The sequence below is a fragment of the Thermococcus piezophilus genome, from assembly GCF_001647085.1.
Taxonomy (GTDB): Archaea; Methanobacteriota_B; Thermococci; order Thermococcales; family Thermococcaceae; genus Thermococcus; species Thermococcus piezophilus.
In genome coordinates, this window is record NZ_CP015520.1 from 1,634,617 (window position 1) to 1,647,450 (window position 12,834).

General features: G+C 51.3%; 14 protein-coding genes. 10 read left to right on the forward strand and 4 right to left on the reverse strand.

Annotation, left to right across the window (positions count from 1 at the left end):
- The first annotated feature begins 59 nt into the window (after positions 1 to 59).
- From surE to A7C91_RS08980, 4 genes are all read left to right on the forward strand, one after another.
- Positions 60 to 842 (forward strand): 5'/3'-nucleotidase SurE, encoded by a 783-nt coding sequence (gene surE, locus A7C91_RS08965; RefSeq protein ID WP_068666792.1) that lies wholly within the window; start codon positions 60 to 62, stop codon positions 840 to 842.
- 1,015 nt (positions 843 to 1,857) lie between these two features.
- On the forward strand, positions 1,858 to 2,073 hold the full coding sequence (locus tag A7C91_RS08970; RefSeq protein ID WP_199920019.1) for a hypothetical protein: 216 nt from the start codon (positions 1,858 to 1,860) through the stop codon (positions 2,071 to 2,073).
- A gap of 361 nt (positions 2,074 to 2,434) precedes the next feature.
- Positions 2,435 to 2,728, forward strand: a complete 294-nt coding sequence (locus tag A7C91_RS08975; protein WP_068666796.1) for a hypothetical protein — start codon at positions 2,435 to 2,437, stop codon at positions 2,726 to 2,728.
- Positions 2,729 to 2,991: 263 nt separating this feature from the next.
- On the forward strand, positions 2,992 to 3,315 hold the full coding sequence (locus A7C91_RS08980; RefSeq protein WP_068666798.1) for a hypothetical protein: 324 nt from the start codon (positions 2,992 to 2,994) through the stop codon (positions 3,313 to 3,315).
- 4 nt (positions 3,316 to 3,319) lie between these two features.
- On the opposite strand, the gene ftsY is transcribed toward A7C91_RS08980, so the two are convergent.
- Positions 3,320 to 4,225, reverse strand: a complete 906-nt coding sequence (gene ftsY / locus A7C91_RS08985; protein WP_068666800.1) for a signal recognition particle-docking protein FtsY — start codon at positions 4,223 to 4,225, stop codon at positions 3,320 to 3,322.
- Positions 4,226 to 4,363: 138 nt separating this feature from the next.
- Positions 4,364 to 4,819, reverse strand: coding sequence for a hypothetical protein (locus tag A7C91_RS08990; protein WP_068666802.1), 456 nt, complete (start codon positions 4,817 to 4,819; stop codon positions 4,364 to 4,366).
- A 116-nt stretch (positions 4,820 to 4,935) separates the two neighbouring features.
- Here A7C91_RS08990 and A7C91_RS08995 point away from each other — a divergent pair, with 116 nt between their 5' ends.
- Genes A7C91_RS08995 through A7C91_RS09010 form a run of 4 tightly spaced genes read left to right on the forward strand, consistent with a single transcriptional unit; the run spans position 4,936 to position 9,664 of the window.
- Positions 4,936 to 6,171 carry a BMP family lipoprotein gene (locus A7C91_RS08995; RefSeq protein WP_068666804.1) on the forward strand — a complete coding sequence of 412 codons (1,236 nt, stop codon included), beginning with the start codon at positions 4,936 to 4,938 and terminating at the stop codon, positions 6,169 to 6,171.
- Positions 6,172 to 6,217: 46 nt separating this feature from the next.
- Positions 6,218 to 7,744, forward strand: coding sequence for an ABC transporter ATP-binding protein (locus A7C91_RS09000; RefSeq protein ID WP_068666805.1), 1,527 nt, complete (start codon positions 6,218 to 6,220; stop codon positions 7,742 to 7,744).
- Positions 7,737 to 8,771, forward strand: a complete 1,035-nt coding sequence (locus A7C91_RS09005; protein ID WP_068666807.1) for an ABC transporter permease — start codon at positions 7,737 to 7,739, stop codon at positions 8,769 to 8,771. Before A7C91_RS09000 ends, A7C91_RS09005 begins: the two co-directional genes overlap by 8 nt.
- Positions 8,768 to 9,664: an ABC transporter permease gene (locus A7C91_RS09010; protein ID WP_068666809.1), complete on the forward strand. Its 897-nt coding sequence runs from the start codon at positions 8,768 to 8,770 to the stop codon at positions 9,662 to 9,664. The genes A7C91_RS09005 and A7C91_RS09010 overlap by 4 nt, the downstream gene beginning before the upstream one ends.
- Before the next feature lie 48 nt (positions 9,665 to 9,712).
- Here the strand turns inward: A7C91_RS09010 and A7C91_RS09015 are convergent, their stop codons facing one another.
- Entirely contained in the window at positions 9,713 to 10,696 is a 984-nt protein-coding gene (locus A7C91_RS09015) for a metal ABC transporter solute-binding protein, Zn/Mn family (protein WP_068666811.1), read from the reverse strand.
- A 324-nt stretch (positions 10,697 to 11,020) separates the two neighbouring features.
- Here A7C91_RS09015 and A7C91_RS11930 point away from each other — a divergent pair, with 324 nt between their 5' ends.
- Entirely contained in the window at positions 11,021 to 11,215 is a 195-nt protein-coding gene (locus tag A7C91_RS11930; protein WP_234394363.1) for a hypothetical protein, read from the forward strand.
- A gap of 50 nt (positions 11,216 to 11,265) precedes the next feature.
- Positions 11,266 to 12,516 carry a hypothetical protein gene (locus A7C91_RS09020; RefSeq protein ID WP_234394364.1) on the forward strand — a complete coding sequence of 417 codons (1,251 nt, stop codon included), beginning with the start codon at positions 11,266 to 11,268 and terminating at the stop codon, positions 12,514 to 12,516.
- Here A7C91_RS09020 and A7C91_RS09025 read toward each other — a convergent pair.
- Entirely contained in the window at positions 12,495 to 12,830 is a 336-nt protein-coding gene (locus tag A7C91_RS09025) for a hypothetical protein (protein ID WP_068666813.1), read from the reverse strand. The genes A7C91_RS09020 and A7C91_RS09025 overlap by 22 nt on opposite strands.
- Between the last annotated feature and the right edge of the window lie 4 nt (positions 12,831 to 12,834).

Sequence of the window (12,834 nt, forward strand, 5' to 3'; positions counted from 1 at the left end):
GCTCTCACCCAACTCCGCTCGAAGTTAGGGTTTTTAAAGGTGAGGCCTTAGTCCCTAGCATGCCGAGGATACTCATAACGAACGATGATGGGATATATTCGAAGGGCCTCCTGGCCGCAGTCGAGGCAGTCAGAGACATTGGAGAAGTCTACGTCGTTGCTCCCCTCTTTCAGAGGAGCGCCAGCGGAAGGGCTATGACCCTCCACAGGCCGCTGAGGGCCAGACTGGTGGACGTTCCTGGTGCGGAAATTGCTTACGGCCTCGACGGCATGCCGGTTGACTGCGTTGTCTTTGCTCTCGCAAGGTTCACCCATTTCGACCTGGCGATAAGCGGTATCAACCTTGGCGAGAACCTGAGCACAGAGATAACAGTCTCCGGAACGGCTTCTGCTGCCATAGAAACTTCCACCCACGGGATTCCCAGCATAGCGATAAGCCTCGAGGTCGACTGGGGAAAGGCCCTCAGTGAGGGCGAGGGGATAGACTTCTCAGTTGCGTCGCACTTCCTGAGGAGAATAGCCAGGGCCGTCCTTGAGAAGGGCCTTCCAGAGGGCGTTGACATGCTCAACGTGAACATCCCGAACGACGCCACTCCAGAGACGGAGATAAAGGTGACGAGGCTCGCGAGGAGGAGGTACCGGCCAACCATTGAGGAGCGCATCGACCCGAGGGGGTATCCTTACTACTGGATAGTCGGCAGAAAGTGCGAGAAGTTCGAGCCCGGGACGGATGCTTATACCCTAAAAGTGGAGAGGAAGGTCAGTGTAACGCCGATAAACATAGACATGACCGCGGGAGTGGATTTTGAGAAAATTGGAGATATTCTTCTCGATGATACATAACTGTATACCGCATAAATGTGTTCTTTATTTCTGTTGAAATTAGAGTAATCTTTAGTTATGGAATAGGTGATCAAAAAACTTTTTAAACTGTTGTGCCCTACAACTTATTGTGGTTTGTTATGCACCGACTGAGTACCTGCATACTAGCGGTTTTTTGCAGTTTTGGTTTTGAGTAGCTTCGCTGGGGCTTTGAGTTTGGTTTCCCCTCGGTCACGATGGTTCCGTGACGCCAGCTGAGGCTATGCTTGTTGCTCAGAGACACCTTCAGTGGACATCCTCAAACATTCCGAACTTTGAGGACTGGAAGAGCGCGAAACCTTTAGTTGATATCTTCCATCACACTATGGGAACCAGTAATGATGGATGGACATATTAGTGTGGCAGACTCGGTAGCGATGCTTGTGATGGAATTGAGGCATTTGCAGGTGAATATCAAAAACTAAAGAATGAGGGAATAGTCTCGTGGTCTCTTGTCCACAGCTACGATGCACAGCCTACTTGTACATTAGGATTATGCTGGCTAGATGCATACATAAATGCAGGTGATGTTATTAGTGAAGTTGACAACAACCGCCCTATTTTACTTCAACTTGATAATGGCAGAAAAGCAACGGATGGTCAGGGGCCTTATGGAGACCATAGTGTTGTTATAGTGGGCTACATAAAAAACAGTAACGGGCAAATTGAGTACGTGGTGATTCATAGCGGATGGGACATGTATGACCATTACTTGGCATGGGGCAACTGGGGCAGTGATACACATCTCGTGAAAGTGCATCCTCAGGGGGTGAATCCTCATGAAATTCATAAAACTCCTTTACCCCCTTTTTTGTATTGGAGTTTGTGGTTCTGCTGATACTCCCCTCAGAATACTACGTTAAAGCAACCTGCGGATCGTTAAATCCGTCCTCCCGCACCTTCGGCTTCGGTCCCTTCTTGGTTTTCTTCTGGCTGTTACGCTACCCTTCACGCTGGCCGTCGCCGTTTCCTGCTGGAAAAACTGGATGAGAAGGTGGTGATTTTTGCATCATCCTGCGCGACGTTGCTTGTTGGGGTTGCACTCATTTATCTTCTGAAAACCTCCCCACTCGCTCTCTCCGTGTCCGTTTCTCCTGCGCTCCTTCTGGGCAAAAGGGGAAAGAGACAGGGGAGGATTGCGTCATTGGTATCTTTCATGAGCATCCTCTCGGTTTACCTTGCGATAAAGATGGCCATTGCTATGAGTATATGAGAGAATGTGAGCTTCATGCTGATCTCAGATTAGATAGTTCCTATGAAAAAATACGCGGTTCCTTTTACTATTATCCCTTTTCTGTTTAGGGATTTTTTCTTTTCCTCTGCTAGGGATGCGACGGTCGGCGGTGAGCCCTGCTTTTCAAGAGTAATGGTGAACGTCAGTGATGTTAAGCCTCCCCTCGTCAGCGGGGCCGAGGTTCCCGCCGAGCTACAAGTTCAGGGAAATAACCCCGGATGGGGTTATAAACGGAAGCCCTCGACACGTGCTCCTCGGGTTTTTTTGGCTTTGAAAACGTGTCGTGGCTCATTGAAAAGCCCGCCTGCTACTTTAAATCCCTAGAAGGCGTTTCCGAGAAATGGACTGGGATTATAGCACCGGCCTGAACGTTGAAGGAGTTGAGATCTCTGGAACCCTCAATATGGCCGTTTACGTGTATCCGTTTGAGGAAACGACAATAATAGCTAAGGTGAATTACGAAGAAACACCTGAGAAGTCAAAGCTAACCGAAGCATTTCGGCTCAAGTATAAGGAACCTCCAAGTGAGATTGTGGATGCCTACATTTCCAAGCTTAAGCACTCAGGCCATACTTCAGTCAGGGAACTTTCTGACGGTCTCTTCAGGAGTTGGATGTTCAGGAAGGGAAAATAATTACCTGCTTGTGCTTAAGGTTAGGGATAAGGGCAACCTGTACCTAATTCTCGCTGTAGGGGATGAGGGCGACATCAAAAAACTCTCTGACTCAATTTCCCTTATGTGAGGTGATGTGGTGGTGAGGCTCAGAGGATCCCCCACATTTTTGTCCTTGCCTTAGCAACGCCGTGGGAGCTTCTATTAGCGTACAACGCATCCCTGCTGGACGACGACTACTACATCAAAGGCAGAATGATTCATCTGAGCAGTGGAGTCATCAAATGCTGGAGGGGGTACTCACAATCATTAACTTCCTCATTCTCGTTCTCCTCCCCGCTCTTGTCTTGCTCGCCCTGTATCTCCTCTTCAAGAAAGCCACCCTAAAGAGATCGGGTCTCGCGATTGGAGTGCCCGTTCTGTTGGTGGTTCTCGTCTCCCTCATAAACCCCGATAGTTCTCTCGTGGTTCTGCCTGTCATTTCCGTCAGCGTTGGTGCCGTGCTCGGAGAAGGAAAAGGAGAGAAGGTGTTGCTCGCTATTAGGGGCTTTTTGCCGGGCTTTGTCGTGCTTGTGATAATACTCGGCGGGCTTGCTGTCAGTTGCTGATTGTTCACCCCTCCCCAAAAATCCTCTCAACGAACCACTTCTCGTCGAAGGGCTTGAGGTCGTTGTAGCCCTGACCGACGCCGACAAAGAGTATCGGCGCCCCTATGGCGTGGCTTATGCTGAGTGCGGCCCCACCACGGGCGTCGGCATCAAGCTTTGTGAGTATGACGCCGTCTATCCTTACCGCCTCATTAAACTGCTTCGCCTGTTCTACCACGGCATTTCCAGCGAGGCTGTCACCGACAAAGATGACCAAATCAGGTTTTGAAACGCGGACGATTTTCTTCATTTCGTCCATCAGGTTCCTGTTAAGCTCGTTTCTTCCGGCAGTGTCTATGAGAACCACATCAATGCCCCTAGCCTTCGCGTGCTGTATTGCGTCATAGGCAACTGCCGCGGGGTCCGCTCCATAGTCATGCTTAATTACTTTGACACCAACCCTTTTGGCGTGCTCCTCAACTTGCTCTATGGCCCCAGCCCTGAAGGTGTCGCTGGCAGCGATGACAACGCTTAAGCCGTTCTTCTTGAGCCAGTGGGCGAGCTTCGCTATGGTGGTTGTCTTTCCAGAGCCGTTGAAGCCGACGAAGGCTATGATGAAGGGCTTCTCCTCCTTGGAGCGGATCATCCCGAGCAGGTCTATCTTTTTGGGAGGGGTGAGAATCTCCAGGACTGACTCTCTGACGGCGTTTTCGATGAGCTCCTTCTTGTTGGTACCTATCTTGACCTTCTGACCAACAAGCCTTTCCTTTATCTTCTCCTTGAGGGCCTCGACGGTCTCAAGGGCAACGTCGGCCTCGAGGAGCTCGAGTTCCAAGTCCCATAGGGCGTTTTCGACGTCTTTTTCCTTTATCTCGGTTTGAGACACCTTCTCGACGAATGAGCCTAACTTCTCCTTCAGCTTCCTGAACATCTTCACCACCGGATGAGCAAGGGGGTCAAGTGTATATAATTATTATGAAAATGCCCTCGGCGATAGCTGGTGTCATCACACCTCAGACCCGAAACCGTTCGTCATCGGGCGTTGATGGTTCAGCGGAGGGTTTATAAATCAGCGCCTCCTGACGTAGGTCCTGCTCTCCACGATTTTTCCATCCTCAAAGCGCATCACGTCTATCCTCTCAAAGCCAACTGTCTCGCGCTTGTAAGCGATTAAATAATCAATGAGTTCCCTAATTGCATAGCGCGTTATGGAGTCCTTCACGTATTTACCTTCGTAGAGCAGGATAAGTTTATCTCTGTTCCTAGCAAGCCAGCGGTGGAGCTTTTCGCGCTCTGCCTTTGAGCGTGAGAGCGGGTTTACTATACGGTAAGCATCGAAGCTTGTCCCCTCGTAGGGCGAGCCGATGTACACCTCCCCATCGATCTGAAATGGTATGTACTCAATGAGTATGGTCTTTCCCCTGCGACTCCATTCAGTGAGGTACATTCTCACAAGTCTCTTAGCATCACCGGTTATTAAAACCACTCCCGAGTCCAGTTCGGCTATTTCCTTCAGCGCAGGCATCACAAAAAACTTTTACCAATCAGTTAAAATTTTTTCCCATGTTTTCGGCATTCTCTTGACCGCAAAGTATATATCCCGCGCGGAGTTATAACTGTGAAAACTCCAGGGGTGTTAGTATGAGGAAGTTGTTAAGTCTGTTTTTAATCGGCCTCCTGGCTATTAGCGTCGTGGCCAGTGGCTGTATTAGCGATAAAGGAGAGACAACCAGTACTCCCCAGTATAAGGGCAAGATAGCCATCGTTTATGACGTCGGTGGCAGGGGTGACCTGAGCTTCAACGACATGGCCTATCTCGGCGCCTCCAAGGCCGCCAAGGACTTCAACCTGGAGCTGGTTGAGGTCCAGAGCGCCAAGGAGACTGACTATCTTCAGAACCTTGAGACCCTTGCCCAGCGGGGCGAGTATGAGATAATTATTGCTGTCGGTTTCATGATGACCGATGCCGTTAAGCAGGTCGCCGCCAAGTACCCCGACCAGAAGTTCGCCATCATCGACGGATTTGACCCAGAGATGCCAGACAACGTCATGATGATACTCTTCAAGGAGAATGAGGGTTCAGCACTTGTCGGCGCCCTTGCAGGAATGGTCGCCGCCAACGATGACAAGGACAAGGTCGGTATCGTCCTCGGCATGGAGATCCCGGTTCTCTACAAGTTCGAGGCTGGATACAGGTTCGGTGTTTCATGGGGCGTTGACTACTACAACCAGAAGATGGGCACCAACAAGAAGGTCGACGTTATCTACCAGTACACCGGAACCTTCACCGACGCGGCCAAGGGTAAGGCTGCCGCCCAGGCCCAGCTCCAGCAGGGCGCTTGGGTCATCTACCAGGTCGCCGGTGGAACCGGTGTTGGTGTCTTTGATGCCGTCGCTGAGGCTCTGAAGGCCCAGGGTAAGGACATGGGACCGCCGTTCGCTATCGGTGTTGACTCAGCCCAAGACTGGATCAAGCCGGGCATCATCATCGCAAGCATGATGAAGAGAGTTGACGTCGGTGTCTACACCGCAGTTAAAGCGGCCGTCGAGGGCACCTTCAAGGGCGGTGTCGTCGAGCTCGGTCTCAAGGAGGGCGGTGTTGGAATAAGCACCATCGAGGACGTTAAGGAGATGTTCAACTCCCTCCCGGAGGACACCAAGAAGCAGAAACTCCAGGAGCTTGGATTCGACAGCGAGGATCAGCTCTTCGCCAAGCTCGAGGAGACCAGGAAGCAGGTTCCCGACTGGGTCTGGCAGGCCATTGACGAGCTCAAGCAGAAAATAATCAACGGCGAGATCCAGGTTCCAGCGCCAATGGACAAGGACGGCATTGAGAAGATAAGGAACGCCAACGACTGGACCGAGATGATGGGTTGAGAACCTTTTTCTTCTTTTTCCGTTTCTCTTTGCAGGGGGTGTTGCCATGGAAGAAGTGCCGCTGATACAGATGAAGAACATTGTGAAAGTTTACTCTGATGGTACAAAGGCTCTGAAGGGTGTTGACTTTTCCGTTAAAAAGGGCGAGATTCATGGTCTGTTAGGTGAGAACGGAGCAGGTAAGACCACCCTCATGAAGATTCTCTCCGGCATGATAAAGCCCACTGAGGGTAAAATTTACATAAACGGTGAGGAAGTTCATTTTAAGAGCCCTGCAGATGCCTTGGAAAAGGGCATTGGTATCGTCCACCAGCACTTCACGCTTGTTGAGGTGTTTAACGCTCTTGAGAACATAATCCTCGGGATGGAGGGGCACAGTTTATTCTCGAAGATAGATGTGGTAAAAGCCACTGAAAAGCTCCAGAAGCTGATGGACGAGCTGAACTTCCAGGTTCCCCTTGATATTCCAGTTGAGAAGCTGCCCGTCGGTGTCCAGCAGAGGATTGAAATCCTCAAGATGCTCTTCAGGGATGTCGACATACTTATCCTCGACGAGCCGACGGCTGTTCTAACGCCGATAGAGGTCAAAGAGCTGTTCAGGGTTCTCAACCTGCTGAAGAGCCAGGGTAAGACGATAATCTTCATCAGCCACAAGCTTAAGGAGGTCATCGAGATAACTGACCGCGTTACCGTCCTCAGGAAGGGCGAGCTCATAGGAACCATAGACACCAAGAACGCAACGCCCCAGGTACTCGCCAAGATGATGGTTGGAAGGGAGGTCGTTCTCAGGGTGGAGAAGCCCCCCAAAGAGCCGGGAGCGCCTATTCTTAAGGTTGAGAACCTCTGGGTTAAGGGCGACAGAGGTGAGGACGCCGTTAAGGGTCTCTCCTTTGAGGTTCACGCCGGCGAAATATTTGGTATAGCCGGCGTTGAGGGCAACGGTCAGACCGAGCTTATAGATGCTATAACTGGTCTCAGAACGGTTGAGAGAGGAAAGATCATTCTAAACGGTAAGGACATCACAGACAGGCCACCGAGAGAGCTCTACGACCTCGGGCTGGCCCATATTCCAGAGGACAGAATAAACATGGGTCTCATCGTTGACATGAGCGTCGCCGAGAACTCGATCCTCGGCCTTCAGTGGAGGGAGAAATTCAAGGGACCGCTCAACTCGATAAGGTGGAACGCCGTCAGGGAGCACGCTAAAAAACTCGTTGAGCAGTTCGATGTAGTTGTTCCAGGTATAAACGCTCCAGCAAAGAGCCTGAGCGGTGGAAACCAGCAGAAGCTCATCGTTGCCAGAGAGGTAAGCAAGGAGCCTGTCTTGATAGTCGCATCCCAGCCTACAAGGGGTGTTGACGTTGCCTCCACTGAGTACATTAGGAACTACCTCGTCAAGCTCAGGAACGAGAACAAGGCCGTTCTGCTCGTTTCCGCCGACCTTGATGAGGTAACCCAGCTGAGCGACAGGATGGCCGTCATGTATGAGGGAGAGTTCATGGGCATCGTGAAGCCCGAGGAGGTCACAGAGGAAGAGATTGGAATGATGATGGGAGGGATCAGACGTGAATGAAAAAGTGAAGGGCTTCCTCAAACCGCTCGCGGAGAGCCTGCTGGCGGTGTTCATTGGATTCTTCTTAGGTGCAATAATCCTCCTAGCGTTCGGTTACAGCCCCTTTGAGGCCTATTATTGGCTCCTAAGGGGTTCTCTCGGTTCCGCATCAGGAGTAGCTTCCACACTTAGCTATGCCACTCCTATCATGCTTACCGCCCTGACATTCGCAATAAGCGCTAGGACAGGAATCTTTAACATCGGTGCTGAGGGTTCTGTTTACTTCGGAGCAATAGCTGCGATAATATTCACCAACGTCTACGGCAACGTCCTCTTTGGGCTCCTCATGGGCATGCTGGTTGGGGCGATGTGGGGCCTTCCAGCAGCTTTCCTCAAGGTCTTCCGCGGTGTTCACGAAGTTATCTCAACTATCATGCTCAACTGGATAGCCTGGTATGCCGTCCTCTACCTCGTCACTGGCCCATATGCCAATCCCAGCGACCCTAACAAGACCATTCTCGTCCCGGAAAGCGCAAGACTTCCGCTCCTCGGCGGCTCAAATCTGTCAGTGGGGTTTATACTTGCCATCGTAGCTTCCATCATCGTTTACTACATCCTCTGGCACACTGAGCTGGGCTTCGGCATGAGGGCCAGCGGCATGAATCCGAAGGGTGCAGAGTACGGGGGAATCGATCCAAAGAAAGCGATAATATGGTCATTTGTCATAGGCGGATTTGCTAGTGGTCTTGCTGGCGCCGTTGAGGTCATGGGAAGACCTCCAACTTATGCCATAAGCCAGGGAATGGCCAACATCAACGGCTATGGTTTCGACGGAATAGGTGTTGCCCTCGTCGGAAGAAATCACCCACTAGGCATAATCCTCGCGGCAATGTTCTTTGGCATGCTCCGTGCCGGAACAACAATGATGCAGATTGGAGCAGGGGTTCCGCTTGAGATTATCTACGTCATTCAGGGTATAATCGTCGTTGCCGTCGCGATTCCTGGTCTGATTGACATATTCAGGAACTTGAGGAGGGTGAGGGCATGAGCCTCGGATCATCAATCGTCCCAATCCTAGTGACCTCCCTGATGGCCATGGTGCCCATAGTCCTTACGAGCGTTGGTGCGGTTGTCAGCGAGCGCGCTGGAATAGTCAACATCGGCTACGAGGGAATCATAATGATAAGTGCCTTCTTCGGCGCTATTTTGGCAGAAGTCAGTGGAAGCTGGTTCATCGGCCTTCTTGGAGGAGCCTTCGTCGGCGCCCTTCTCGGAATGCTCCACGGCTTCATCACGGTCTACCTCAAGGGAGACCACATCATCCCGGGTATTGGTATAAACCTCCTCGCCATGGGTCTCGTCCCCTTCGGTATCGTGGCATACTGGGGAACGGCAGGTCAGCACCAGGTTCCAGACACCGTCAGGGTTCCCAACTGGAACACCACCTACGGGAACATCAGTCCCATGATACTAGTGACCCTTGTCATAACTTTCGTCACCTACTGGGTGCTCTTCAAAACGCCGCTTGGGCTAAGGATAAGGGCCATGGGTGAGAACCCAGAGGCGGCAGATGCCATAGGCCTGAACGTTGAGAAGTACCGCTTCTGGGCGGCAGTGTACGGTGCCGCACTGGCGGGTCTCGCTGGAGCATACATCAGTATAGACTGGGTCGGAGCGGTCACCAAGAACGTTGCAGCTGGAAGGGGTTTCATAGCGCTCGCCAACATGGTGTTCAGCGGCTGGAACCCGCTAATGGCTCTGGTCGGAGGATTCCTCTTCGGATTCTTTGACACGCTGGCAATATGGGTCCAGTCCAGCCAGGTCGTTCCGTGGCAGTTCGTCCAGATGCTGCCCTACGTGATGACCATCATCATTGTGGCTGGAATAATAGGAAAGGTCCGCCCGCCCAAGTGGGACGGCAGGCCCTACAAGAGGGAGTGATCCTCTTCTCATTTTCTCTTTCCCGACAAATTGGGAGAAAGGAAAGGCTCACTTCTTGAGTATTACTCCAAGAGCGGTTCCTAAGACAAGACCAACAATGATGGAAACGACGACATACCGTGTGACGTCTGTCCTAGCCTCGGCTAGTTTTTCAGGGGGCTTTTCTTCGAGCGCCTTGATCACCGCGGCACTGTTCTCTATAAGCACCTCTGTATAGGGTCTGTCCTTCCAGAAGACCGTTATCTCGGCTGGGGACTTCCTGCTCTTTACAGCTAACTCCTTGGCTGCGTCCGTTAACTGCTCCGGGCTCTCGTGGCCGTAGACGATTAGATCTGCCTCGGCGGCCTTCTCAACTAGCTCATCGACACCCAAGGCTGGAACTTCTTCCTCAGGCTTTATCGAGGCTACCGCCGTTATTCCAAGCCACTCTAAGGCGTACTGGTTGGAGGGCATCTGGATGATTGCGGTAAGGTTTTCCGTCAAAATGGCCCTGTAGGATTCTACGATGGTTATGACTCTCTCATTGAAGCATTCAAAGCCCTTCCTGTAAAGCTCGGCGTTGTGGGGGTCGGCTTTTTCCAGGGCTTTTTCTGTCGCCTGGGCAATCGCTAGGGCATTGTAGGGATCAAGCCATATCCCGTGGGGATTGTCCTTCTCGTTGTACCAGTGCTCTTTTAGATAGCGAAAGCCATTGGCCTTGTAATCGTCTATGAAGAGGGCCTCGCCGGTTATTGTCCCTTCAGCCTTCAGCTCGGCGATTTTCTTTTCCACGGGTAAATGGCCCCCGGTAGTCACTATGATATCTGCCTGGCGCAGGAGCTCGATTTGGCTTGCTGTCAGCTGATACTCGTGCGGATCTGCGCCAAGAGGGATTATGTAAACAACCTCCACGGAATCCCCGAAGGCATCTTGAACTATCGCTGCCAAAGGTGCTATACTCGTCACCACGAGGGGCTTTTCTCCAGCCCCACTGGTGAGTGGAATGAATGATCCGATTAAAAGCAACGCTATGAGTAGAGTTCCCGCCCTCATTTTCGGCCACCCTAACAGAATTCAACGCTTAACTTTAAATGTTGTCGGAAAGTTTTATAAGTTTTCGCCCTCAATACCACTTGGTGTCGTCATGAAGAGATTGGCGGCGTTAATAATCATGCTGTTGTTCCTGAGTAGTGCTGTCTCAGTAAGCGCTTACGATGTCAGCTCCAAGGTTTCGGTAACCATAAGCCCCAACTCGGAGCTTCTTTCAGCTATTATCTGGCTTTTGGAAGAAACGATACCTTCGTCATAGATAGAGAGGACTACCTCAGTGATGTTGATTCTTACTTTGGCCCATATAGAAATCATCCTGTCGTCAAGATGCTCAGGGAGTATTTGGAGAATGCTACGACAATCCCAGACAGGGACATAAGGCTCTACTACCTTGAGGCATATCTTTTGATGTGCACGGGGCCGCCAGAGCTGAAACCTCTGGTTCTTGTGGATGATGAGTGGTTTACAAAACCAGTCAGAAGTATTGTCAGGAAGACCTTAATACCTACATCACTGCTCTAGAACTTTTACCTCCCGATGAGTTTATGGGGCAATACGTTAGCATTTCAAACGTGCGCTTTGAGTTTCTGCATCCATACCTCGTTGCCGTCCATGGCCACAGCTTCAACCCGATAATCAACGGCACACAGATATACGGCGCTGGCGGAATGATTCCCCTAGTGAGGCGCGACCCACAGAGGACTGAGTGGACATACAAGACAGCCCGCGACACAATGTTTGGTCTGCCGCTCAACAGGGACTACATTAAGAACAAGAGACTGGACGAGCTTATCTATCTCGGCTTCGTATACCACGAGCTTGGCCATGACATCACGACCGAGGAACTGAACTGGAACTACGGCCTCACCTACGACCTCAGATACCTCGAGGATACGATAGAGGGGGATATGCCTTACCTTGCGACATATGACATCCACTTCTGGTGGGACACGATGATGGTGTACGAGGGCTTCGCCGATGGGTGGATGGACTTTTCACTGAAGCGTGTTGATCCCGCCTACGTGGAGCTGGCAATGTGGATGCAGAGGGCATGGGGAGAGTTCTGGATAGAAGACATGGTTGAAATCTACGAGAAGTACACTCTGATAAGCGTTCAGGAAGGGAGGTCGCTGGGTGACTACATTGTTGACATGATGAACGAGCTGAAGGACAGGGTTTCGCCCGGAAAAGCGGGAGAGTTATACCAAAAGCGCGTTCCAGTGACACCCTTCAGGGCCCTTGCCAGGGGAGCCGTTGCCAGAAAGGTTATCGTAGTTTACGGCATCCAGAATCCAGACCCGAGTGGAACCGAATATGACAGGGAGACGGCTGAGATTGTTGCGAATTACCTTAAGACCTTCTACTCCCAGTGGCCAGACGGCGTCGAGGTAGTCATTAAGGCCGACGTTAACGTTACCGACGAAGAACTGAAGGAGAACCTTATCCTTATTGGCGGCCCTCTTGCCAACAAGATTGTCGCCGAACTCCAGGACAACTTCCCGTTGCGCTTTGTGAAATACGGAGACGAGTGGGTTTTGGAACGGTCGGAGCACTGGAACTGGGAGATTGCCTCCTTCATACTCCAAGAGAATGATGCCTATCCAGTCCTTGAGGGCTGGAATGCCAACTACCTCAACGCATCGGTGATAATGGCCATCAGGAACCCGCTCAACCCTGAGAACTACATTATATGGATAGCTGGAGCAGATCGCTACGGCACGAGACTTTACAAAAATCCAACCTACTACCTCAGCAGCTATGAACTCTTCAATGGAAAAGAGATAGAGATGGGATTCTACGTTCAGCCGCTCGCGTCTTCCTGAATGGGGATGGTCTCTTCTGCTTTCTGCCTTTCCTTTCCGTTTCCGTTGCTTTTTATGTGCGGCTTGCCGATGGCTATGGTAAATCCCCTGAAGCTGTCATCCTTCCTGTTGAACTCCATGGCTAATGGGAGGCCATGGTCGTCGTTGAAGACTATTCTCACTATCCTCGCCCGCGAGTGATCGTTCAGGTAGTCCTCTTTCAGCCGCTCGTAGTTGTCTATGGCCTCGTTGATGCTCTCACTGTGCATGTCGTAGATTTCCTTGGCATAGACGCTGTGGCTCTTGATTTCCTCGACAGTCCTCTTCCGATCCAAGCTA

What these genes read in the sequence shown, in the direction of transcription:
- surE (WP_068666792.1), top strand. Translation starts at nt 60, where the DNA reads ATGCCGAGGATACTCATAACGAACGATGATGGGATATATTCGAAGGGC.
- A7C91_RS08995 (WP_068666804.1), top strand. Translation starts at nt 4,936, where the DNA reads ATGAGGAAGTTGTTAAGTCTGTTTTTAATCGGCCTCCTGGCTATTAGC.
- A7C91_RS08975 (WP_068666796.1), top strand. Translation starts at nt 2,435, where the DNA reads ATGGACTGGGATTATAGCACCGGCCTGAACGTTGAAGGAGTTGAGATC.
- A7C91_RS09015 (WP_068666811.1), bottom strand. Translation starts at nt 10,696, where the DNA reads ATGAGGGCGGGAACTCTACTCATAGCGTTGCTTTTAATCGGATCATTC.
- A7C91_RS09000 (WP_068666805.1), top strand. Translation starts at nt 6,218, where the DNA reads ATGGAAGAAGTGCCGCTGATACAGATGAAGAACATTGTGAAAGTTTAC.
- A7C91_RS09010 (WP_068666809.1), top strand. Translation starts at nt 8,768, where the DNA reads ATGAGCCTCGGATCATCAATCGTCCCAATCCTAGTGACCTCCCTGATG.
- A7C91_RS08990 (WP_068666802.1), bottom strand. Translation starts at nt 4,819, where the DNA reads ATGCCTGCGCTGAAGGAAATAGCCGAACTGGACTCGGGAGTGGTTTTA.
- A7C91_RS08980 (WP_068666798.1), top strand. Translation starts at nt 2,992, where the DNA reads ATGCTGGAGGGGGTACTCACAATCATTAACTTCCTCATTCTCGTTCTC.
- A7C91_RS11930 (WP_234394363.1), top strand. Translation starts at nt 11,021, where the DNA reads ATGCTCAGGGAGTATTTGGAGAATGCTACGACAATCCCAGACAGGGAC.
- ftsY (WP_068666800.1), bottom strand. Translation starts at nt 4,225, where the DNA reads ATGTTCAGGAAGCTGAAGGAGAAGTTAGGCTCATTCGTCGAGAAGGTG.